This window comes from Paenibacillus sp. RC67 (genome assembly GCF_030020805.1).
Lineage (GTDB): Bacteria > Bacillota > Bacilli > Paenibacillales > NBRC-103111 > Paenibacillus_S.
Genome location: NZ_CP125098.1, coordinates 2746196 through 2768086 on the forward strand (window position 1 = coordinate 2746196; position 21891 = coordinate 2768086).

At 46.7% G+C, this 21891-nt stretch carries 15 protein-coding genes and 1 other annotated feature; of the genes, 13 read left to right on the forward strand and 2 right to left on the reverse strand.

All coding sequences use genetic code 11. The features are described 5' to 3' along the window. The first annotated feature begins 6 nt into the window (after positions 1–6). Positions 7–262 (forward strand) — a binding site (T-box leader). 49 nt (positions 263–311) lie between these two features. Next, positions 312–3404, forward strand: coding sequence for an isoleucine--tRNA ligase (ileS, locus tag QMA13_RS12460; protein ID WP_282941704.1), 3093 nt, complete (start codon positions 312–314; stop codon positions 3402–3404). A 59-nt stretch (positions 3405–3463) separates the two neighbouring features. On the opposite strand, the gene QMA13_RS12465 is transcribed toward ileS, so the two are convergent. Further along, positions 3464–3976, reverse strand: coding sequence for a thermonuclease family protein (locus tag QMA13_RS12465; RefSeq protein ID WP_282941705.1), 513 nt, complete (start codon positions 3974–3976; stop codon positions 3464–3466). Positions 3977–4134: 158 nt separating this feature from the next. Between QMA13_RS12465 and QMA13_RS12470 the strand changes: the two genes are divergently transcribed. The 9 genes from QMA13_RS12470 (at position 4135) to QMA13_RS12510 (ending at position 13778) form a co-directional block, all read left to right on the forward strand. Then, a complete protein-coding gene (locus QMA13_RS12470; protein ID WP_282941706.1) occupies positions 4135–5874 on the forward strand; it encodes a DNA repair helicase XPB in 1740 nt (579 codons plus the stop codon). Further along, positions 5871–7877, forward strand: coding sequence for a helicase-associated domain-containing protein (locus QMA13_RS12475; RefSeq protein WP_282941707.1), 2007 nt, complete (start codon positions 5871–5873; stop codon positions 7875–7877). The genes QMA13_RS12470 and QMA13_RS12475 overlap by 4 nt, the downstream gene beginning before the upstream one ends. Positions 7878–7955: 78 nt before the next feature. Further along, positions 7956–8417, forward strand: a complete 462-nt coding sequence (locus QMA13_RS12480; protein WP_282941708.1) for a YlbF/YmcA family competence regulator — start codon at positions 7956–7958, stop codon at positions 8415–8417. Between the two features lie 278 nt (positions 8418–8695). Continuing rightward, a complete protein-coding gene (locus QMA13_RS12485) occupies positions 8696–8962 on the forward strand; it encodes a YlbG family protein (protein WP_282941709.1) in 267 nt (88 codons plus the stop codon). Between the two features lie 173 nt (positions 8963–9135). Then, complete coding sequence (locus tag QMA13_RS12490; RefSeq protein ID WP_282941710.1) at positions 9136–9573, forward strand: hypothetical protein; 438 nt, start codon at positions 9136–9138, stop codon at positions 9571–9573. A 164-nt stretch (positions 9574–9737) separates the two neighbouring features. After that, a complete protein-coding gene (locus QMA13_RS12495) occupies positions 9738–10649 on the forward strand; it encodes a selenium metabolism-associated LysR family transcriptional regulator (protein ID WP_282941711.1) in 912 nt (303 codons plus the stop codon). Positions 10650–10723: 74 nt separating this feature from the next. After that, positions 10724–11581, forward strand: coding sequence for a PHP domain-containing protein (locus tag QMA13_RS12500; protein WP_282941712.1), 858 nt, complete (start codon positions 10724–10726; stop codon positions 11579–11581). Then, complete coding sequence (gene galU, locus QMA13_RS12505) at positions 11568–12449, forward strand: UTP--glucose-1-phosphate uridylyltransferase GalU (RefSeq protein WP_282941713.1); 882 nt, start codon at positions 11568–11570, stop codon at positions 12447–12449. The genes QMA13_RS12500 and galU overlap by 14 nt, the downstream gene beginning before the upstream one ends. 30 nt (positions 12450–12479) lie before the next feature. Further along, positions 12480–13778 carry a UDP-glucose dehydrogenase family protein gene (locus QMA13_RS12510; protein WP_282941714.1) on the forward strand — a complete coding sequence of 433 codons (1299 nt, stop codon included), beginning with the start codon at positions 12480–12482 and terminating at the stop codon, positions 13776–13778. 299 nt (positions 13779–14077) lie between these two features. Here QMA13_RS12510 and QMA13_RS12515 read toward each other — a convergent pair whose 3' ends face one another. Then, complete coding sequence (locus QMA13_RS12515; protein ID WP_282943383.1) at positions 14078–15877, reverse strand: Rqc2 family fibronectin-binding protein; 1800 nt, start codon at positions 15875–15877, stop codon at positions 14078–14080. A 227-nt stretch (positions 15878–16104) separates the two neighbouring features. Here QMA13_RS12515 and QMA13_RS12520 point away from each other — a divergent pair, with 227 nt between their 5' ends. From QMA13_RS12520 to QMA13_RS12530, 3 genes are all read left to right on the forward strand, one after another. Then, positions 16105–18891: a calcium-translocating P-type ATPase, SERCA-type gene (locus QMA13_RS12520; protein WP_282941715.1), complete on the forward strand. Its 2787-nt coding sequence runs from the start codon at positions 16105–16107 to the stop codon at positions 18889–18891. Between the two features lie 175 nt (positions 18892–19066). Continuing rightward, on the forward strand, positions 19067–19909 hold the full coding sequence (gene dapF, locus QMA13_RS12525; RefSeq protein ID WP_282941716.1) for a diaminopimelate epimerase: 843 nt from the start codon (positions 19067–19069) through the stop codon (positions 19907–19909). A gap of 57 nt (positions 19910–19966) precedes the next feature. Then, positions 19967–21886 carry a bifunctional homocysteine S-methyltransferase/methylenetetrahydrofolate reductase gene (locus QMA13_RS12530; protein ID WP_282941717.1) on the forward strand — a complete coding sequence of 640 codons (1920 nt, stop codon included), beginning with the start codon at positions 19967–19969 and terminating at the stop codon, positions 21884–21886. The last annotated feature ends 5 nt before the right edge of the window (positions 21887–21891 follow it).

Here is a 21891-nt window from a genome sequence, read left to right on the forward strand (position 1 = left end):
TATGAAATAAATTCGATGACGAGAAAGAGTAAACTATGATGTTGATCCCCAGAGAGCCGGAGATTTGCTGAAAGCCGGTGTTCATGTCCTAGTCGAAAATCATCTCGGAGAAGTAAAGCTGAAAGTTGGAACGAGTAAGCTTAACCGGGTGTCCGCCGTTACAAGGAACGCGTATGTTAGTACGTTGATGAGTGCCGCGCATGTAATTTTTCAATCTTGCGTGGAACAAGGGTGGTAACGCGAGCGATGACTCGTCCCTTCTGGGGACGGGTCTTTTTTGTTTTCACAAATACGGTTACGAGGTGTTGTAGATGAGGAATGTAGATCCTAAGGAAAAAGCGAGAAATCGGGAGCTCCGAGTTCTCGAACAGTGGCAGCAGCAGGGGACGTTCAGAAAATCGATTGAAAATAGGGAGGGCAAGCCGAATTTTGTATTCTATGAAGGACCACCAACAGCAAACGGTGCGCCTCATATAGGTCATGTGTTGGGCCGAGTTATTAAAGATTTTATTTGCCGATACAAAACAATGACTGGACATCAAGTGCTGCGTAAGGCAGGCTGGGATACTCACGGATTGCCCGTAGAATTAGGCGTGGAAAAGCAGTTGGGGATTTCGGGTAAGCAGGAAATCGAACGTTACGGTGTTGCCGAATTCGTGGAAAAGTGTAAAGCCAGCGTCTTCGAATACGAAAGGCAGTGGCGGGAGCTGACAGAGGCTATCGGATATTGGACCGACATGGAACATCCGTACGTTACTTTGGACAACAACTACATTGAGAGCGTGTGGTATCTGCTGTCCGAAATTCATAAAAAGGGACTCTTGTATAAAGGCCACCGAGTGAGTCCATACTGTCCATGCTGTCAAACGACGTTAAGTTCTCACGAAGTGGCTCAAGGCTACGAGGATGTGAAGGACTTATCGGCAACGGTCAAGTTCAAGCTCGAAGGTCGGGAAGAATTCGTCCTTGCATGGACGACAACCCCGTGGACATTGCCTTCGAACGTAGCTCTTGCCGTTAACAAGCAATTAACTTATGCCAAGGTTAAGCAGAATGGCGAAATGTTCATCGTGGCTGAAAACTTGGTCGAGAAAGTGATGAAGAGCGAGTATGAAATCGTAGGTACGCTGAAAGGTGAGGAGCTGGTAGGGCTTCATTACACTCCTCCATTGGCTTATGTAAAGGCTGCGAATGGCTATTTTATCATTGACGGCGATTTCGTAACGGATGCCAGCGGTACAGGGATTGTCCATATTGCTCCTGCGCATGGGGAAGATGATTATAAAGTATCAATGAAAAACGGAATTAGCATGCTAAGCGTAGTAAATGCGGCTGGCCGCTATGTGGATGAGGTAACGGATCTTGCAGGCCGATTCGTTAAGGATTGCGATGTCGATATCGTAAAGCTGCTGTCTGAAAAAGGACTGCTGTACTCCAAGGAAAAATACGAGCATAGCTACCCATTTTGCTGGCGCTGTAAGTCTCCTCTTCTGTACTACGCTACAGAGAGCTGGTTCATCCGTACTACAGCTGTCAAAGAGCAGCTGATCGCTAACAACCGTGAGGTCAAATGGTATCCTGATCACTTGCGAGATGGCCGCTTCGGCAACTTCTTGGAGGACCTCGTTGATTGGAACATTAGCCGGAACCGTTACTGGGGTACGCCGTTGAATGTTTGGGTATGTTCATGCTGCCAAGGGGAATATGTACCGTCTAGTGCAGCAGATTTAAAAGCAAAAGCTATTTCCGAGGTGCCAACTGATCTGGAGCTTCATAAACCTTTTGTGGATGATATCAAGCTGAAGTGCCCTCATTGTGAGGAGGGGACAATGGAGCGTACACCGGAGGTTATCGATGTATGGTTCGACAGCGGCTCAATGCCCTTTGCACAGCACCATGTTCCATTTGAAAATAAGGAAATGTTTGAGCGTCAATATCCTGCGGATATGATCTGTGAAGGGATTGATCAAACAAGAGGCTGGTTCTTTAGCTTATTGGCAGTATCCACACTGTTTAACGGCAAAGCACCCTATAAAGCGGTACTTTCGACAGGGCACATTCTGGATGAGAATGGACAAAAAATGTCCAAGAGCAAAGGCAATGTTATCGACCCGTGGGAAATTATTGACGAGTATGGAACGGATGCGTTTCGCTGGGCGCTTTTGTCGGATAGTGCACCATGGAATAGCAAGCGGTTTTCCAAGCAAATCGTGGCGGAAGCCAAGTCGAAAGTTATCGATACTATTGTGAATGCACATGCTTTTTACACTTTGTACGCAACCATTGACGGCTACAAGCCGCAGGAGCATGACAAGCTGCAAAGCGTCAATATTCTGGATCGTTGGATTCTCTCCCGGTTAAGTCAGTTGGTGGTCACAGTAGGAAAAGGGCTGGAAGCTAACGACTTTATGAATCCGGCTAAAGCGATTGAAGCGTTCGTGGATGAAATGAGCAATTGGTACATTCGCCGTTCCAGAGATCGTTTCTGGGGTAACGGTCTTACAGAGGATAAGCTCAGCGCCTACCAAACGCTGCGTTCGGTTCTGCTCACGCTGGCAAAACTGATGGCTCCCTATACGCCATTTTTATCAGATGATCTATATCTTAACCTGGGCGGAGAAATGGAAAGTGTCCATTTAGTTGACTATCCACAGGCGGAAGAAGCTCAGCTTGACGCACAATTAGAGCAAGAGATGGGGACCGTACGCAACGTGGTAGAGCTTGCGCGCAACGTTCGTAACGAGAGCGGAGTGAAGACTCGCCAGCCGTTATCTGAGCTCATAGTGGCTCTTGATCGAGCTATGGATTTATCCGGATATGAGCCCATCATCAAAGAAGAGATCAATGTGAAATCCATAAGAGTGGAGACCAATGCAGATGGTTTGGTTGATTTTGCGTTGAAGCTGAATTTGAAAACGGCTGGGCCTAAATATGGTAAGCATGTAGGGGAGTTGCAGCAGGCGCTGCGCTCAAAATCGGCTGCGGAGGCAGCAACTATCGTCCATGCCGGTCACTATCAACATGCTCTGAGCAGCGGAGAAGCACTCGACATTTCGCTTGAAGAACTGTTGGTAGAAAAAGTAGCTAAACCCGGCTTTGCTTCTGCTTCCGGTTATGGGTTGACGGTTGCGCTCAACACCGAGCTGACACCGGAGCTTGAACAGGAAGGCCTTGTTCGGGAATTGGTACGCGCGGTGCAGGATTACAGAAAACAGCTTGATCTTCCTGTAGATAAACGGATTGATCTTGTAATGGATCTGGACACGCAAATGACAGAAGCCGTGGAACGCTTCGAGCTTGTACTTAAGGAGAATGTACTGCTGAACAGCTTCCGATTCGACCGACTGGATGAGATGGAGTATGTAGCTGCAGGAGACCGCAAGGTAGGTTTATGGATTAAATAGTATAAAAAAGCGGAAGCGCGTTATGGCGTCTTCCGCTTTTTTTGTAACTATTACTTCTTTTATTCAAAGGCAGCGTCATAGTTTACCCAAAGACCTTTTTGCTGCTTGCGTGCCTTTTCTTGATCCTTTTTAAACAGATCCACATACTTCACATTAGGAGGGAACGTAGCCATTCGTGCGTAGCCTTCTTGAACCAAGGTTCGATTAAACAGTTCGTCGCCGATCCACACGTAAGCTAGATAACGTTTGTATTGATCGCGTTTTTCCACGTCCCATTCCAGCTCAATGGTTTTGTTCTCGAGCCGTTTCGTGGTGTAGTCCGATGCTTCCTTGCCGTAGAACATAACAGGGGTGTTCTCTTTTTTAGTCTCCGGAGTATCTACGCCTATAAGACGTACTTTTTCTTTTTTGCCGTCCTTTTTGATTTCGAACGTATCTCCGTCAACGACGCGCTCTACTTTAACAGACTCCCGGCCTGCTGTAGTCGAGGAGGCTTTTTCTTTACAGCCGCTCAGCACAGCTGACAAGCATAAAAGCAGCAGGACTGCTGCAAGGATTCCGTATTTTTTCATTTTGTCACCTCTTCTGACGATAATCTGTGCTAATTCCTAATTGTAGTGCCTACGGAATCTGCTTGTAAAGTGAACAATGTTTAAATATTCCTGTTTCCCCTCATACTAGAATGAATAAACTGTTCGAGTAAATACGACAAAACTCGGGAGGTACCAGGATGCAGATCGATTCGAAAAGGCCGCTTATTGTCCAAAGCGATTTTACGATTTTACTGGAAGTGCGCCACCCTCAATTTGATACCGTACGTGCTGGATTAGCCCGGTTTGCGGATTTGGTCAAGACGCCGGAGCATATTCATACTTACAGGATGTCGGCTCTATCGCTGTGGAACGCAGCAGCGGCAGGGATGACGACACAGGAAATAACAACGTTTCTGGAGGAGAATGCCAAGTTCGGAGTTCCCCATACAATTAAACTCGATATTAAACGGTTTGTGGAGCGTTACGGACTGATCCGGATCGAGAGCTTGGGTGAAGATCTGCTGCTCATTTCAGATGATGTAGAACCGATTAAAGAAATGGTTTCGTTTAAATCGCTTCGTTCTTACGGACTGTGCCAAGTGGATGCCAAGACGCTCCGCTTTTCAGCTACCTATCGCGGTGCTTTGAAGCAGGAATTGATTAAGCTTGGGTATCCTGTGGAGGATTTGGCCGGGTACAGTCGTGGTGAAGAGCTTCCCATACGACTAAAGCCTGAGGGGAAAGCTGGAAAGGCATTTCAACTGCGAGACTATCAAAGCTCTGCAGTTGATTCTTTTTACCGGGAAGGTAGTCTGCATGGAGGCAGCGGCGTTCTTGTATTGCCTTGCGGAGCGGGCAAAACAATTATAGGTATTGCGGCAATGGGCAAATTAAACTGCGCTACCTTGATATTGACTACGAATAGTACTTCTGTTCGGCAGTGGAAGCGTGAAATCCTGGAAAAAACGGATGCAACCGAGGACATGGTGGGAGAATATACGGGAAAAGTGAAGGACGTTCGCCCCATTACTATCGCTACTTATCAAATTTTAACCTATCGCAAATCGAAGGACGATTTGTTCAAGCATATGGATTTGTTTAATAAGAGGGACTGGGGACTCATTGTGTACGATGAAGTTCACCTGCTGCCAGCACCTGTATTTCGGGTAACGGCAGATATTCAGGCAACTAGGAGATTAGGGCTTACGGCTACCCTTGTTCGTGAGGATGGCAGGGAAGAAGATGTATTTTCTCTAGTCGGTCCTAAGCGTTATGATATGCCTTGGAAAGAGCTGGAGGGTCAAGGATGGATCGCATCTGTTACTTGTAAGGAAATCAGGGTGCCTCTTTCTGCAGAAGAGCGAGATAAATATATGATGGCAGAATCCAGATCTCAAGTGAGGATTGCAAGCGAAAATTCCGCCAAGCTTGCTATCGTTGAAGAACTGCTTGAACTTCATAACGGAGACCAGATTATCATTATTGGGCAGTATATTGATCAATTGAAGCAAATTTCGGATTTGCTTGGTGCGCCGCTAATATATGGTCAAATGCCTCATGAGGAGAGAGAAACGTGGTATCGCAAATTCCGTTCAGGTGAGCTTCAAACAATAGTTGTCTCTAAGGTCGCTAATTTTGCGGTTGACCTGCCGGATGCGTCCGTAGCCATACAGATATCCGGGAGCTTCGGTTCGCGACAAGAGGAAGCACAACGGTTGGGTCGCATTTTACGTCCAAAAGAGGGCGCCAATTTGGCGAGTTTTTATTCTATTGTAAGCTCTGATACGAAAGAGCAGGATTTTGCTCTGAACCGTCAGTTGTTTTTAATCGAGCAAGGCTATACATACAGCATCGAGGAACGGATCCCTGTTGATGCACCAGTGAATCCCATAAAAGCTGTTTACTCAACGGATGGACAGGAGGCTGCACTGTCATGAATCAATCCGATTATACTGCTAGAATGCCGCAGACACTGCGCAAACAGATTGAAGCGGAAGGGGTCTATGCCCCATGGTTAAAGCAGGGACATACTCTGGAGAGTATGTCTTTAAATCAGGTTATTATGGAAACCGTATACAATCAATTGACGTTGCATGAACGACAAGTGCTCCGAATTATTGTTACTACCATTGGCTGTGAGCCATTTGACAATATAAGACTTGAAAAGCTTGCTGGCCCGCATATGTCCGGTGCGGATACAAGAGTCGGGTTGCTGCTGCTGTTGAAGAAAGGAATTTGTTTTGCCTTCCGTAAGTCCTGGGGAGAGCAAGTGTACAGAATGGCGCTGGATGCGCTCGCTTTATGGCATCGTATTCTTTTAACGGAACCCATCGATGATAGGGTCGAAGATACTGAGTTTATTGAGGAGCTATTGGAAGCGGGAGGTAAAGGGCTAGCAGAAGATGTATTTCAGGCAATGATTTATTGTGGACAACAACAGATTAAACTGACCAAGGGCGGCACGCTACCTAAACGACAGCTCCAAAAACTAGGGGAGCTTCTTTCTCTTCGTAATGAATGGTTCGAGGGAACCGGCATAAAATATGTTTATGCAGACGTATACTCACATAAAATGGCTGTGATCATGGAGTGTTTAACTAGACTGCAGCTGTTAGAGTCGAATGACGAGCGGCTAATGCTTAATAAGGAGCACTCCAGACACTGGCTGTCCCTGAAAGAGACTGTTCAAACGAAAGCCTTATATGATTTATGGAAATCCGTGCTGTTCCCAGGTGCCGCGTGGATGCAGCATGCTGTATTTTGGTTGGAGAGTCACCCTCAAGGGGTATGGATTTCTTCTGAGAGATTAAAACACTGGCTGAACGTCCATGGGCTGATTTCATTAGAATATGATCGCGAGAACACCGAGACCTTCTTAGAAGCTTTGGAAAAACAATGGGTACTGCCGCTGATAGGATTCGGATGGATGGAGAAAGGCTGGAATGGCTCGGGGAATGTAGGTTATAAATGGAGAAACCATCCGCTGCATCCAGAGATAATGGAAGACGAGGATGTTCGTTTTTACGTACAGCCTGATTTCGAGGTGCTGGCTCCTCCAGGCGTATCGTTCTCCGTACGATGGGAACTGGCTCTTTTCTCCGATCAGCTTACATTCGATGCGTTATCCATGTATAAAATAAGTAAAGAAAGCGTACAAAGAGGTCTCGAAAATGGCCGTAGCATTGAAGAGATAATGAGCTTTCTAAAGCATCATGCGTTGTATGACATTCCGGAAAATGTGAAAATAACCATGGAACAGTGGGCTAGACCGTTCGGCCAACTTCAGCTCGCCCAAGTGATTTTGCTGCGCTGTGAGAACTTGGAGGCAGCAAATACGGTGAGGAAGGTTACAGCATCGGCCGACTGCTTCCTTGAAGCTGTGGGTGATCAGGCATGGATCGTGAAAGCAGATCGATTAAGTTCGCTAAGAGCGCTGTTGGATAAAGCCGGCTGGGTTGCTGGAAAGTTAGTTTTGCTTGACGGTTCAGGCTCCAACGACAACGGTTCAGGTGGAAATGAATACAGCTTAAACCTTGCAGAGTTTACAGGTCCGTCCGATTGGGCAACAGATATGGCAGCCAAAGGGTTTATTTATTCCCGGCATAACGTGGGCTATTATGAAATGGAACAAAGACTTCCTAATATTGCTGAGCTTTATCCGGATCTGAACGGTATTCCGACAGGATGGATGAAAGATTATAGAACCTATCATGCATCTACCCGAAGGGAAATTGTCGAGAAGGCAATGGAATGGAAGGCGGCAATTCAGGTTCGTCATAATGGCGAGGATCGATTAATTGCCCCGAGGAAGCTGCTGGAAACTCGTGGAACATGGAGCATGATTGGTCTTGAGCCATCGGAGATGCAAGAGGTATGCTGGCTTGCTGAGGACTGGCAGGAAATGAAAATTATTTTGCCTGGGATAAATGATAAATATTGATGCAACATATGAGCCCAATGTATGTTATGATAGATTTGTCCGACCCAAATGAATACTTGTGATAAGGCAGGTGCTACTATGGCAGTTATTGAAGCTCAAGCAATGGACATGTCTGCCATTTTGATGCAGGCGTATGACTTGGGAGATTTAATTAAAGATTCCGCAGAGACGGCGGATTATTTATATTGGAAGCAGAGAAAAGAAGAGGATCCGCAAGTGCATGACCTGTTGAAACAGTTCCAGAAAAAGAAGGATCTGTTTGAAGAATGTCAGCGTTTCGGACACTTCCATCCGGATTATCACAGCGCATTGGATCAGGCAAAATCGATTCAGGATCAGTTGGATAATATAGAAGCTGTCAGACGGTTTAAGGAGGCGGAGCAGCGACTGGACAATTTGCTGTTCACGGTATCCGAAACGATAGCGCGCAGTGTCTCCGACTCCATTAAAGTACCGAGTAATGACCCTCTTGCGTCTGGGGGGAGCTGTTCTTCTGGCGGCTGCTCTTCCGGAGGCTCCTGCTCCGGCAGCTGCGGATAATTCTCAGCTTATTTCTGTTGGAGGGCCGACAGGCCCCTCCAATCTTTTCAAGTTTTTGCGAACGTGTCTCACACCTTAATTACATAATTGCTGCTCAGGCACCGCATCGGTGCTTACAAATTATGGTTGGTGTATATGGACTCGTGCGACTATAAAGCATACCCACATATGCCAGCGCTTCCAAGCTAATAATTAGATTATCTATTTAGATGCGGATCGGATTTTCCGGTAATGCATTCTTATTATTTATCTTCCTGTATAGAAAGAAGGGTTGACCCATGTTCACGGATCGAAGCGGCCTCATAGTATGGTTTAGCGACATTAAAGCCGCGGGAAAACAACTAGAACGTTATGGCAGCGTTCATTTTATTTCCAAAAGAATGCATTATGCCGCCATGTACGTCCACAGCAGTAAATTGGATGATACGATGAAGCAGCTGCAGAAGCTGCCTTTCGTTAAGAAAGTTGAGCGCTCTTACCGCAATGAAATTAAAACCGAATATCCAAACAATGGGCCAGATAAGACCCGATTTTATACCTTATAAAAGAGTTCCAAAGCATCGAAAGCAAAAGCTTCTTCTGACAGAAGCTTTTTTTTGTTTTCTATTCTAAAGATTTTTTTATTTGGAATCATAAATTAAATAAGATAAAATGAGAGTGTGTTTATTTTTGTACATAGGCGAAAAGGACTATTTTATTGGGTGAGGGGTTGTGATTTATGAGAGATAAAGCAGCACACCGTTCAGACAACTGCGAACCGTACTATATTGCCCTCGGCGATAAAAAGATTACGGATATCGTAATCACAAATCATGCTCGGATCCGTTGGACTGATAGGGTAGAACACAAGAAAACCGGATTTGACGACATTTGCGATTTTTTATGGAGCAAGCTTAAGGAAGGTAAGATCAAATCTTACTACAAGAACGGTGAGGATGTCTACCTCGTTGATGATGATTTGGTCATGGTTGCTGAATTCACGACGTATGATCCGGACACGATTTATGGGCAAAACCGGTTGCACCGGATGGTTATTGTCACTTTCCTAGGCCGTATGTCCGAAACAATTGAGCTGAGAGATCTGAAGTCTTATTATTCATGGCTTCGCCATTCACGTAGAATGACACTTATTAAAAATAGTCGTAAAAAAAGGTAAGCGCATTCATTATAGGATTTCCCGAGCTTTTCGCCAATGGGGGCGGAAGGCTTTTTAATATGATTTGTTTACCCTATTTGACAATGCTTGGATGCCTTCTCTTTTGAGGGACTCCTTTCTTTGCTATAATAGGGCTACCATGCAAGTTGGAGGTAGTAGGAGAGATGGCACTTAATTTTCATCAGCTTCATATTTTTTATACGGTTGCGGAAAAAGGGAGCTTTTCTCACGCTGCTCAAGCGCTTCATATGACACAGCCCGCAGTAACGATGCAGGTTCAATCACTGGAAGACTATTTCGGAACCAAGCTGTTCAACCGTTCCACGAAAAAAATAGAATTGTCGGAAGCGGGAAGAACGCTTTTGCCTTTTGCAAGACGTAGTATCGACTTGATGAAAGAAACGGACATCAGCATGTCCAAGTTCACACATATGCTGGAGGATAGGCTCTATTTAGGAGCCAGCATGACTGTAGGTGAATACATACTGCCGCGGCTGCTAGGTCCATTTGGCAAGGAATACCCGAATATTTCAGTCAGTATGAAAGTGATTAATACTAGGCAAATATTAGAAGAAGTACTGAATCATCAACTGAACTTTGGTTTGGTAGAGGCAGAGGTGCACCATCCCGATGTCCATACGGAGGCCGTCATGAATGACGAACTCATGTTAATCGTTCCTCGCGACCATCCCTTATCCGGCAAGAGCTCGGTTACGATGGAGGAAGTATTGCAATATCCGTTTGTACTGCGTGAGCAAGGTTCTGGTACGAGAAGGGTTATGGAGGAAGAGCTGGCTAGAGCAGGCTTTGATCCGACACATATGAAGATCGTGATGGAGCTTGGGAGCACTGGTGCGGTCAAATCCGCAGTAGAAGCGGGGCTGGGCATTTCCATATTATCGCAGTCCTCCGTCAAGCATGAGCTGGCTCTAAACGTACTTGAGGTAAAACGAATCGAAGGAATCCACTTCAAACGCAGCTTTTATGCCATTTACCTGAACACGACGATTTTGCCGATTGCGGCCGTTACATTCGTATCGTTTTTACGCGAGCGCGATTTAAGTCAATGGTTATAAATTTACTCGTTTCACACATTCGTTTAACGCAGCGTTAATTATTGTTCGTTATTGTTAGAAGGGAGAAGAAATGAATGCTATTTGCTGATTTACATAGCCATACATTAGCCTCTGACGGGACACAACCGGCTTCCGAAAATGTAAGACTCGCTTATGAAGCGGGCTTGGGCGCAATCGCTGTGACCGATCATGACACAGTAGCAGGGATTGAAGAAGCTCTTGAAGCTGGCAGACGATTCGGTATTACGGTCGTTCCGGGTGTAGAGGTCAGCACTGTATCTAAAGGACAGGATATTCATGTATTGGGGTACTACATTGACCATCATGATCCCCTGTTCTTGGAACGGCTGAGCGAAATGCGTGAAGTGCGCGACCGTCGTAACGAGATGATGCTGGCGCGATTAAATGAGCTCGGTATGGACATTACAATGGATGACGTGAAGTCATCGCTTATTAAGTCCAAGAAAAATGACGAAACCATAGGAAGACCTCACATTGCCGATGCCATGGTTAGAAAAGGCTATGTAGCATCCATGTCCGAAGCGTTTGACCGTTTCCTGGGCAAAGATGGTGCGGCTTACGTCAATCCGCCGCGCATCGGACCTATTACAGCAATACAATGGATACTGGAGTCGGGCGGGGTCCCTGTACTTGCCCACCCAGGATTGTATGGCCAGGACGAGTTGATTGAAGAATTGGTACCCTATGGATTGTCAGGTCTGGAAGTGTATCACTCTGATCATACGCCAGAGCAGGAAATGCATTACAAACAAATTGCTGAACGCCATGCTTTGATTGTTACGGCTGGCTCCGATTTTCACGGTGAACGAAACGGGGTTGTATTTCATGCTCCAATCGGTTCTCGAAAGATTCCCGTGGACGTTATTGATCAGCTAAATCAAGCAAGGAGGAACGCACGTGAACGTTCGTAAAGCCATTATACCTGCAGCCGGGCTTGGTACCCGTTTTTTGCCTGCAACTAAAGCACAACCTAAAGAAATGCTGCCAATTGTCGACAAACCCGCTATCCAATATATTGTTGAGGAAGCGATTGAATCGGGAATCGAAGACATCATGATTGTAACTGGGCGTAATAAACGAGCGATAGAAGATCATTTCGATAAATCCGTTGAGTTAGAAATGATGCTTGAAGAAAAAAACAATCAAGAGCTGCTCGATATTGTACGTAAAGTCTCGAATTTGGCCGACGTTCATTATATCCGTCAAAAGCAGCCTCTCGGGTTAGGGCATGCGGTCTTATGTGCGCGCAAATTTATCGGGAACGAGCCTTTTGCCGTACTATTAGGCGATGATATCATCCAATCGGAGCCACCTTGTTTGAAGCAAATGATCGACCTGTTTGATCAGACCTCGACTACCGTTATAGCAACACAGGAAGTACCGTGGGAGGATGTCAATAAATATGGAATTGTATCTCCGTCACAGCGCCCAGGTCCTTTTTCTTATATCGACGATTTAGTAGAAAAACCGGATCGTGAGCACGCACCGTCCAATATGGCGGTTATTGGTCGATATATCATAACACCTGAAATTTTCGGCATTTTGGAGAAATGTGAGCCAGGAAGAGGCGGAGAAATCCAGCTGACCGATGCGCTGCGAATTTTAAACCAGGAGCGTCAGATGGTCGTTTACCCTATTCAAGGTAAACGCTACGACGTTGGAGACAAGTTGGGGTATATTGAGGCGACGATCGAATTTGCACTGCAAAGAAAAGAACTCCAGGGAGCGTTAAAGTCATACTTAAGGCAGTTAACAGAACCATGGCGAGACAATTGGTAATATAAGCCGATTCGAGCATGGAGGGGAAGCATGGGAGAGAGGATTGCTGTCGTAGGAACCGGATATGTCGGTTTGGTATCAGGAACCTGTTTTGCGGAAGTCGGGCATCATGTTGTATGCGTGGATAAGGACAGCGGCAAAATCGAAAGCTTGGCAAGAGCGGAAGTTCCGTTCTATGAGCCAGGCTTGCAGGAGAGAGTGGCAAACTACGTAGGTCAGGGCAGGCTCTCCTTTACTTCTCATGTTGCCGATGCCGTAGCGGCGTCGGATATTGTTTTTATTGCCGTAGGTACTCCTTCATTGCTAAATGGGGAAGCGGATATTAGTCAAGTAAGAAATGCCGTCATTCAAGTAGCACTAGCAGCCAAGAGAGATACGGTTATTGTTCTGAAAAGCACGGTACCGGTAGGAACCGCCCGATTGGCTTCATCTTGGGTAACAGAGCTCGGGAAGGGAAATTCGCTGGATATCGTATCCAACCCCGAATTTCTAAGGGAAGGCTCTGCGATTCACGATACATTCCATCCAGACCGTATTGTGATAGGGAGTTTCCGGAAGGAAGCGGGAGAGCGGATTGCACATATGCATGCTCCCTTCTCAGCACCTGTACTATTTACCGATCCGGAAAGCGCGGAGCTGATAAAGTATGGGTCAAATGCTTTTCTGGCCGCCAAGATTTCGTTTATTAACGAAATGGCTAACGTATGCGATAAGGTCGGCGCGAATGTTGGGCTTGTCGCTCAAGGGATGGGGATGGATAAACGGATAGGTCCTCATTTCTTGCAGGCAGGCATTGGATACGGCGGCTCTTGTTTTCCAAAGGATACCAGGGCTCAGCTGCGTATTGCGGAAGAAGTGGATTATGATTTTAAAATATTGAGGGCTGTCATTGAGGTGAACCGTCTTCAAAGAGAACGGTTTGTCGATACAATCGAACAAGTTCTTGGGGGAAATGTCTCGGAAAAAAAGATAGCCGTTATGGGTTTAGCGTTCAAGCCTAATACCGACGATCTAAGAGATGCTCCGTCATTAGAAATCATCAAGCTTCTGCTGAACAAAGGCGCGGAAGTATCCGCCTATGATCCTGTTGCTGCTTCGAATGCAGCAGCCCTTATTCCGGAAGCGAGCTGCTATGCTGACCCTTACCAAGCATTGGCCAGCGCAGATGCTATGGTTATCGTTACAGAGTGGGAAGCCATTAAGCTGTTGAATTATGAGAAGGTGAAGCGAGCCTTGAAAGCCCCCGTTATTGTCGATGGCCGAAATTGCCTAGTTCCTGAACAGATGGGACACTTAGGATTTCGGTATGTGTCTGTAGGAAGACCGTGAGGAAAGCTAGGAGAAAATCAAAAAAAGACCGGGAAGCCGGTCTTGAGTCTGTCGAAGAACCTGATTCCTCGAGAAATATGCTATATAGGGAAGAGGGGGATGCCTCGGAAGAGTTTACGTCCGCCTTTGAAATCCGTGAAAATACCGCTAATTCTAATCCAATTCACGGTTTCAACAGCGGCTGGAGGGGCATACCCCACTGGAGTATATTAGCAATATTTCAAGTTTTGCAGGTTTCTCCACATTCTGAAGACCAGGAAGCCGGTCTTTCTTTTTTGAGTAGAAATGAAGTTATGAAGTTATTTTACACTGACCGGCATCCGTTTAATTGCTTCGGAGTCGGGAGTTATGAACAGCGTTTTTTGATGATCATAAATGACGAAGCCGGGCTTCGCACCGTTTGGTTTCCTAACATGCTTAATGAATGTGAAGTCCACGGGCACTTGGCTGGACTCTTTGGCTTGGCTGAAATAAGCAGCCAGTTGTGCGGCTTCATGCAGTGTTTGCTCACCGAACTGAGGACTGCGGATGACGACGTGCGAGCCTGGAATGTCCTTTGTATGCAGCCAAGTGTCGGCGGATTGTGCCAGCCGGTTGGTCAAATATTCATTTTGTGTGTTGTTTTTGCCTACGTAAATAGGAATTCCCTCGCTGGATGTGAAGCAGGAGAGTGCTGGCTTTTGATTCGGCTTCTTTTTGCGCGATTTTTTGTTGCGGTCACGAATATATCCTTGCTCGACCAGCTCTTCACGGATTTCCTCAATATCGCTTAGTGAGGCTGTGCCAAGCTGCTGGAGCAGCCCTTCCAAATATCGGATTTCCTCATGCGTCTGCTGTAATTGTTCGTTGACGGCGATGAGGCTATTTTTGCTTTTCGTATATTTCTTGAAGTAGCGTTGGGCATTTTCGGAGGCTGTTAGAAGAGGGTCCAGCGCAATTTTAATCATACGCTGCTCTTCATCGTAATAGTTGATCACCTCGACTTCGGAATCCCCTTTTTGTATCTGATGAATTGAAGCGGTCAGCAGTTCCCCTAAAATACGGAATTTATCCGCATCCTGCCCTTCCTCCAACGTTTCTTGAAGCTTGTCGAGCTTCTTAATGTTTTTGTTACGCTCGTTTTGAAGGAAACGAAGTAAATCCGACACCCGCTGTTTAACGGTATCCCGCTCCGCCTTATCTCCATAGAACGCCTCAAGACACTCGCTAACAGTCTCATAATAGGTAACGGTTCCTTGAATATGAGACAGCTCTGTTATCGAGAAGTAAGCTTTGCCGTTAGTTTCCCGCTCACAAATGTTCGGTTTCGACTGCTCTTGGCGAAGCTGCTCGATCAACGTATGGAACGGCTCCCATAACAGGGCTGCATTATCCTCCGGCGTGTTGGCCACTGTAAGGGCTGGGCTGCATCGATGTACCATCTCCTTGGCTACAAGTGGGCTGAAGCCGCTGAACCGATTCACGATTCGCTGCTCCCAGGTATCATCCGTTGGCGGTGTTGGAGGCTTTTCAAATTCGTCATGCTCTTGAGCAGGCAGCGGATTGGTGATGCTGGTGACAAATTGTTCCTTATCCAAGTGGAAAGGAAGCGCCTTGTTCTGCTCAGGAGGAGCGACATATTTGCTTCCCGGCATGACGATTCTGTAGCTGCTGATAGAAGGAGTAACGTGATGAATTCCGTCGATAATGATACCCGTTGCAGGGTCCATTAAAATAATGTTGCTATGGCGCCCCATGATTTCGATGATCAGCGTTTTGCTGCTCAGATCTCCGAGTTCATCCCGCTGCCGTATTTGCATATGAATCACACGTTCCAGTCCAGGTTGTGTGATGCTCTCGATGATGCCGCTCTCGCAATGTTTGCGGAGCAGCATGCAGAACATGGGCGCTTCCATCGGGTTAAGAAAGCTTTGTTCGGTAAGATGAACCCGAGGGTAGGTCGGATTTGCCGACAGAAGGAGCTTCAAATTGCTTCCTTGGCCTCGTAATTGCAGCACAATATCATGCTCAGAGGGCATATGAATTTTATTAATTCTGCCGCCGACACAACGCTGCAGCTCATGCACCAGGCTGTGGACGACCAGTCCGTCTAACGACATGTTTGGAACAACTCCATTCAGTGAATCAAGAATAAGAATACCATTTTGAATGTACCATTCTCTATCATGCCATATTTTCGCAAAAAACTTAAGTCTGTTTTCCATTGTGCTATTTTGCTGCTTGTCTGAATACATTTACTAAAAGAAGCTGTCCTACTGGTGATACGCCATGCAGGGGAGGCATCGCAACAACCTTTTGGTACAACCTTTTGGGAGGGAATGAGCAGATGGGTCACAAGCAGTGGTATCAATTGACGGCTGAGGAAATTCTGCAAATGCAGCAGATCGAACCGTCACAGGGGCTCTCTTCAGAAGAGGTGGAGAGGCGATTGAAGGAGAACGGTCACAATGAATTATCCGAAGGGAAAAAAATATCGCCGATAGCCCTTTTTCTAAACCAGTTTAAGGATTTCATGGTGCTGGTGCTTATGGGCGCGACGTTGATTTCCGGACTCCTGGGAGAATATTTGGATGCAATCACCATCGTCGCCATTATTATCATGAACGGAATTTTGGGCTTTATCCAGGAATTCCGCGCCGAACGTTCACTTAGAGCCTTAAAGGAGCTGTCTGCGCCGAATGCCAAGGTGCTGAGGGGCGGATTGATTGAGCAAGTTCCTGCAAAAGAGCTTGTTCCTGGCGATATGGTCGTAATGGAAAGTGGGGACCGAGTTCCTGCCGATCTACGGTTCATTGATGCTAATGGCTTGTACGTAGAAGAATCAGCACTGACCGGAGAATCAGTACCTGTAAGCAAACACACAGCGGCGCTCCATGGTGATGAAGTACCTCTTGGAGACCAGAGGAACTTAGGCTTTATGGGAACGATGATTACGCGCGGAACAGCGAAGGGGATCGTCGTACGAACCGGTATGAGCACAGAGATGGGCAAAATCGCTGATTTGATCCAAAGCACAGAGTCTATGGATACTCCCCTTCAGCACCGTTTGGAGCAGTTAGGTAAAATATTAATTATCGTAGCGCTAGCATTGACTGTACTCGTTGTAGTGGCAGGTATCGTTCATGGACAAGAGCCTTACGGCATGTTCTTAGCTGGCGTCAGCTTAGCGGTGGCTGCTATCCCGGAAGGACTTCCGGCTATTGTTACGATTGCTCTTGCCTTGGGCGTTCAGAGGATGATTCAACGAAAGGCGATCGTAAGAAAGCTGCCGTCCGTCGAAACGCTGGGTTGTGCTTCGGTTATTTGTTCGGATAAAACAGGTACACTCACACAAAACAAAATGACGGTTACCCATCTATGGCTGGGTGGAAATGTATTGGAAGTAACTGGAGATGGGTATGCCCCTCATGGAGATATTTTACATAAGGGAACCCATGTTGATCTGAAAAAAAACCAAATGCTGCGAAGACTCCTTCAAGTGTCCGTGCTGTGTAACAATGCCGTGCTTGTTGAGGAGAAGTCGGAAGCCAAACGCAAGAAGCAGGAGGAGGAGACGGCAGCTTCCTCTTGGAACATCAAGGGGGACCCGACGGAAGGTGCTCTTGTCGTTCTTGGAGCTAAGGCAGGAATGACTCATCAATCCATGGATGGATTATACAGACGAGTCGGGGAATATCCATTTGATTCCGAGCGGAAAAGGATGTCAGTGCTTGTAGAGCATCAAGGCGGGCGGATGGTATGCACCAAAGGGGCGCCAGACGTGCTCCTGCATCAATGCAGCTATGTGCTGTGGGATGATAAAGTGATTCCTTTTACACCAACACTCAAGCAAAAGGTACTGGCTGCGAATGAGGGAATGGCTAACAATGCTCTTCGTGTGCTTGGGGTTGCTTATCGCGAAGTCAAGCCGTCAGAACGATGCGATGTGGAGGAAGAGATCGAAAATGGCCTTATCTTCGTTGGTCTTACGGGGATGATTGATCCGCCTCGCAGAGAGGTGAGGGACGCCATCTCCAAATGCCGCAAAGCAGGAATCAAGACGGTCATGATTACTGGAGACCATCAATCGACAGCAGAAGCTATCGCTAAGCAGCTTGGCATTCTTCCTCCAAATGGCGGCATGGCATTGAATGGTCAACAGATCTCACAATTGTCGGATGACGAACTGGATGCACGGGTGGAAGATGCTTACGTATATGCTAGGGTTTCCCCAGAGCACAAACTGCGGATTGTAAAATCTCTGCAACGTAAAGGTCATGTTGTGGCTATGACGGGGGATGGAGTGAATGACGCTCCAGCCATAAAAGCGGCGGATATCGGGATTGCCATGGGCATCAGCGGCACGGATGTATCTAAGGAAGCATCAGCTCTTGTGCTAAGTGATGACAACTTCGCCACGATTGTTGCCGCTATTGAAGAAGGCCGCGGCATTTATGAAAACATTCGCAAGTTTATCCGTTATTTGCTCGCTTCCAATGTAGGCGAGATCATGACGATGTTCCTGGCGATGATGGCGGGTCTTCCGTTGCCGTTAATCCCGATTCAAATTTTATGGGTCAATTTGGTTACCGACGGTCTTCCTGCAATGGCTCTCGGGGTGGATCAGGCGGAAAAAGATCTTATGCAGCAAAAGCCGCGTTCGGCGCGGGAAAATATTTTTGCAAGGCGCCTTGGCTGGAAAATTATTAGCCGCGGCATATTGATTGGGGTATGTACCCTGGCAGCCTTTATGATTATGCTGCATCAAGGTGGTAAAGATGAAGCGGCTGTGCTCGTGAAGGCGCAGACGGTAGCGTTCGCGACATTGGTAATGGCTCAGCTGATTCATGTATTCGACTGCCGCAGCTCCCGATCGATTTTTCACCGTAATCCACTGCAGAACAGCTATCTAGTGCTGGCGGTTATCTCATCCCTCGTTCTTATGCTTGCTGTATTGTATGTGGAGCAGCTTCAGCCGATATTCAAAACGGTTCCGCTCGGCTGGAAAGATTGGATCATTGTACTTATTTTTGCCGGTATCCCGACCTTCTTCATGGGCTTTGGCAGTTTGATGAGCAAGCCTTCCAAACGCAAAACAATCCGTTATGGCAGTGCTAAACCAGCGGCAAGATAAGTAAGAAACAACAGACCGGTGAATGGGAAAAAAGCCCATAAGCCGGTTTTTTGCTTTTTAGCCCGAAATAGAGTAAAATTTTGCGGGAAAACTATGCATTACCTTGTTTTTGCGTTATGATAATGGCTAAACCAAGAGAATACGGGAGTAGGATAGAAAGCAGGGGAGAACCAAGATGAATTTTACTAAAATGCATGGGCTTGGGAATGATTTTATCGTTGTCGGAGGAGAAAAAGAGCTGCCGACAGACGCAAGCAATCTGGCAATCCGGCTGTGCAGCCGATTTTTCGGAATCGGTGCAGATGGTTTAGTATATATACTTCCTTCGGAGATAGCTGATTACAAGATGCGAATTATCAATTCGGACGGAACCGAATCGGAACAGTGCGGCAACGCCGTTCGCTGTGTCGCTAAATATATTTATGAGCATGGCTTAGTAGATGCCAATAGACGAGAGCTTATCATAGAAACGATCGGTGCAGGCGCTCAAAAAGTACAGTTGACTGTAGAGGAAGGTAAAGTAACGGCCGTTCGTGTCGATATGGGAGCACCGATTTTAAAAGGAACGGAAGTGCCAACGACGGTCGATCTTGATCTGGTGAAGAATCATCCCATAGAAGTGGACGGACGCCAATTTGCGTTTACGGCAGTTTCTATGGGCAATCCTCACTGCGTCATTTATGTGGATGATGCCGGTGGCTTTGATTTGGCGAAGTGGGGTCCACAGCTTGAGGTGCATCCGATGTTTCCACGCCGTGTTAACGTTGAGTTTGTAACGGTACAATCTCCTGTCGCCATGGATATGCGCGTTTGGGAACGAGGAGCAGGACCTACGCTTGCTTGCGGGACCGGAGCTTGTGCTACTTTGGTTGCTTCGGTGTTAAATGGTAAAGCGGAACGGGCGGCGACAGTCTCTTTAAAAGGTGGAGACCTGTTTATCGAATGGGATGAGTCAAATAATCACGTCTATATGACAGGACCTGCTGAACAGGTATTTGAAGGCAGTGTTACGCTGTAAGTCATATACATTTCATCACATCAACGTATTTACATGGGAAAGACGAGGCGGAAGAACATGAAGCTTGAGTTGAGAGAAGCGCTCCGTCAGCATATATTAGTCGGCGATGGAGCCATGGGGACATACTTGTATCAAATGGGGTTTCCGGTTGGAATCTCTTATGAAGAATTGAATTTGTTAAAGCCGGATGTCATTATGGACGTACATCGCCGCTATTATGAAGCGGGTGCGCGGATCATTGAAACGAATACCTTTTCTGCAAATCGCGAAAAGTTGTCCAAATACGGTCTTGAGCAGGATGTAGAAGCCATTAACCGGGCAGGTGTAGAGCTTGCTCGTAAAGCGGTAGGGGAAGACGCCTATGTCGTAGGAGCGATTGGGTCTATCCGTGCCGGTAAAAGAAAGAATGTCAGAACGACCAAAGTAAAGGAAGATTTGCGTCAGCAAATCGAGGTTTTACTGGATACTAAGGTAGACGGCTTGCTGCTGGAATCGTTCTACGATTTGGATGAAATGCTTCTTGCGTTAAAAATCATTCGTAAACTGAGCGATATTCCTGTCATTTGCCAGTTTGCTACAGAAGGCACAGGAACGACTCACGATGGGGCTACGCTTCAGGAAGCCTTCACTAAGCTGAAGCAAAATGGGGCGGACGTAGTAGGCTTTAACTGCCGCAGCGGTCCTAATGGTTTACTTCGTTCGCTTGAAAAAGTAGCCGGGATGAATGAGCCGCTGCCGTTCTCGGTATTCCCAAATGCCGGAACTCCTGATTATGTGGATGGGCGTTTCACTTATGCGGCTACCCCGCAATATTTTGCTGAGACAGCGCTGAAGTTTGCTGACCTGGGTGCTCGCATTATCGGTGGCTGCTGCGGTACGACACCGGAGCATGTTGCCGCAATGGCTCAATCTCTTCATGATTACACACCAGATTCCACTAAAGTGAGCTTGCTGCAGACGGCTTCCCACTCAACAGGCTTTCAGATAACGGCGGAACGAGAGCTATTCCAAACCACCGAAGCCAAGATTGCGCCTCCGTTCGGTCAAGGGCCGAACTCTCAGGAGCCCAATATTGTGGAGCTGGTTAAACAACGGCATACCGTCATTGTAGAACTGGATCCGCCACGGGACTTGGATATCACTAAATTTATGCAAGGAGCTCAAGCGCTCAAGGAAGCGAAAGTCGACGCGTTAACGATGGCGGACAATTCATTAGCTGTAACGCGGATGAGTAACTTGGCACTTGGCTATTTGGTCAAAGAGCAGACTGGACTTCGACCATTAATTCATATCGCATGCCGCGATCGCAATATGATCGGGACCCAGTCGCATATGATGGGATTGCATGCTTTGGGTATTGACCACGTGCTTGCAGTAACGGGAGATCCTGCGCGCTTCGGTGATTTACCGGGTTCGAGCTCCGTGTACGACTTGACTTCATTTGAAATCATCCGTATGATCAAGCAGTTGAATGAAGGGGTTGCATTCTCAGGCAAAGCGCTTAAGAAGACAGCTAATTTTATTGTCGGTGCCGCTTTTAACCCTAACGTAAAATATTTGGACAAAGCCGTTCAAAGGCTAGAACGCAAAATTGAAGCTGGTGCGGATTATATTATGACGCAACCGGTTTATAATGCGGAATTAATAGAAAAGATATATGAAGCAACGAAGCACTTATCCGTTCCTATTTTTATTGGAATTATGCCTCTTGCGAGCGGTGGCAATGCTACTTATTTGCATAATGAGGTTCCCGGAATCCAGTTGTCCGATGATGTACGTCAGCGTATGGGTGAGTTAAAAGGCGAAGAAGGCCGAGCCATGGGCGTACAAATCGCGAAGGAATTACTGGACACGGCGATGAAATATTTTAACGGTATTTATTTAATGACACCGTTCCTTTCATATGAAATGACGGTACAGCTGACGAACTATGTGTGGGAGAAATCCGGCCTGGCAGTTTCCACTTGTACCCATTGACAAAA

Coding starts and splice junctions, on each gene's coding strand:
- ileS (WP_282941704.1), top strand. CDS start 312: ATGAGGAATGTAGATCCTAAGGAAAAAGCGAGAAATCGGGAGCTCCGA.
- QMA13_RS12465 (WP_282941705.1), bottom strand. CDS start 3,976: ATGAAAAAATACGGAATCCTTGCAGCAGTCCTGCTGCTTTTATGCTTG.
- QMA13_RS12470 (WP_282941706.1), top strand. CDS start 4,135: ATGCAGATCGATTCGAAAAGGCCGCTTATTGTCCAAAGCGATTTTACG.
- QMA13_RS12475 (WP_282941707.1), top strand. CDS start 5,871: ATGAATCAATCCGATTATACTGCTAGAATGCCGCAGACACTGCGCAAA.
- QMA13_RS12480 (WP_282941708.1), top strand. CDS start 7,956: ATGGCAGTTATTGAAGCTCAAGCAATGGACATGTCTGCCATTTTGATG.
- QMA13_RS12485 (WP_282941709.1), top strand. CDS start 8,696: ATGTTCACGGATCGAAGCGGCCTCATAGTATGGTTTAGCGACATTAAA.
- QMA13_RS12490 (WP_282941710.1), top strand. CDS start 9,136: ATGAGAGATAAAGCAGCACACCGTTCAGACAACTGCGAACCGTACTAT.
- QMA13_RS12495 (WP_282941711.1), top strand. CDS start 9,738: ATGGCACTTAATTTTCATCAGCTTCATATTTTTTATACGGTTGCGGAA.
- QMA13_RS12500 (WP_282941712.1), top strand. CDS start 10,724: ATGCTATTTGCTGATTTACATAGCCATACATTAGCCTCTGACGGGACA.
- QMA13_RS12510 (WP_282941714.1), top strand. CDS start 12,480: ATGGGAGAGAGGATTGCTGTCGTAGGAACCGGATATGTCGGTTTGGTA.
- QMA13_RS12515 (WP_282943383.1), bottom strand. CDS start 15,877: ATGTCGTTAGACGGACTGGTCGTCCACAGCCTGGTGCATGAGCTGCAG.
- QMA13_RS12520 (WP_282941715.1), top strand. CDS start 16,105: ATGGGTCACAAGCAGTGGTATCAATTGACGGCTGAGGAAATTCTGCAA.
- dapF (WP_282941716.1), top strand. CDS start 19,067: ATGAATTTTACTAAAATGCATGGGCTTGGGAATGATTTTATCGTTGTC.
- QMA13_RS12530 (WP_282941717.1), top strand. CDS start 19,967: ATGAAGCTTGAGTTGAGAGAAGCGCTCCGTCAGCATATATTAGTCGGC.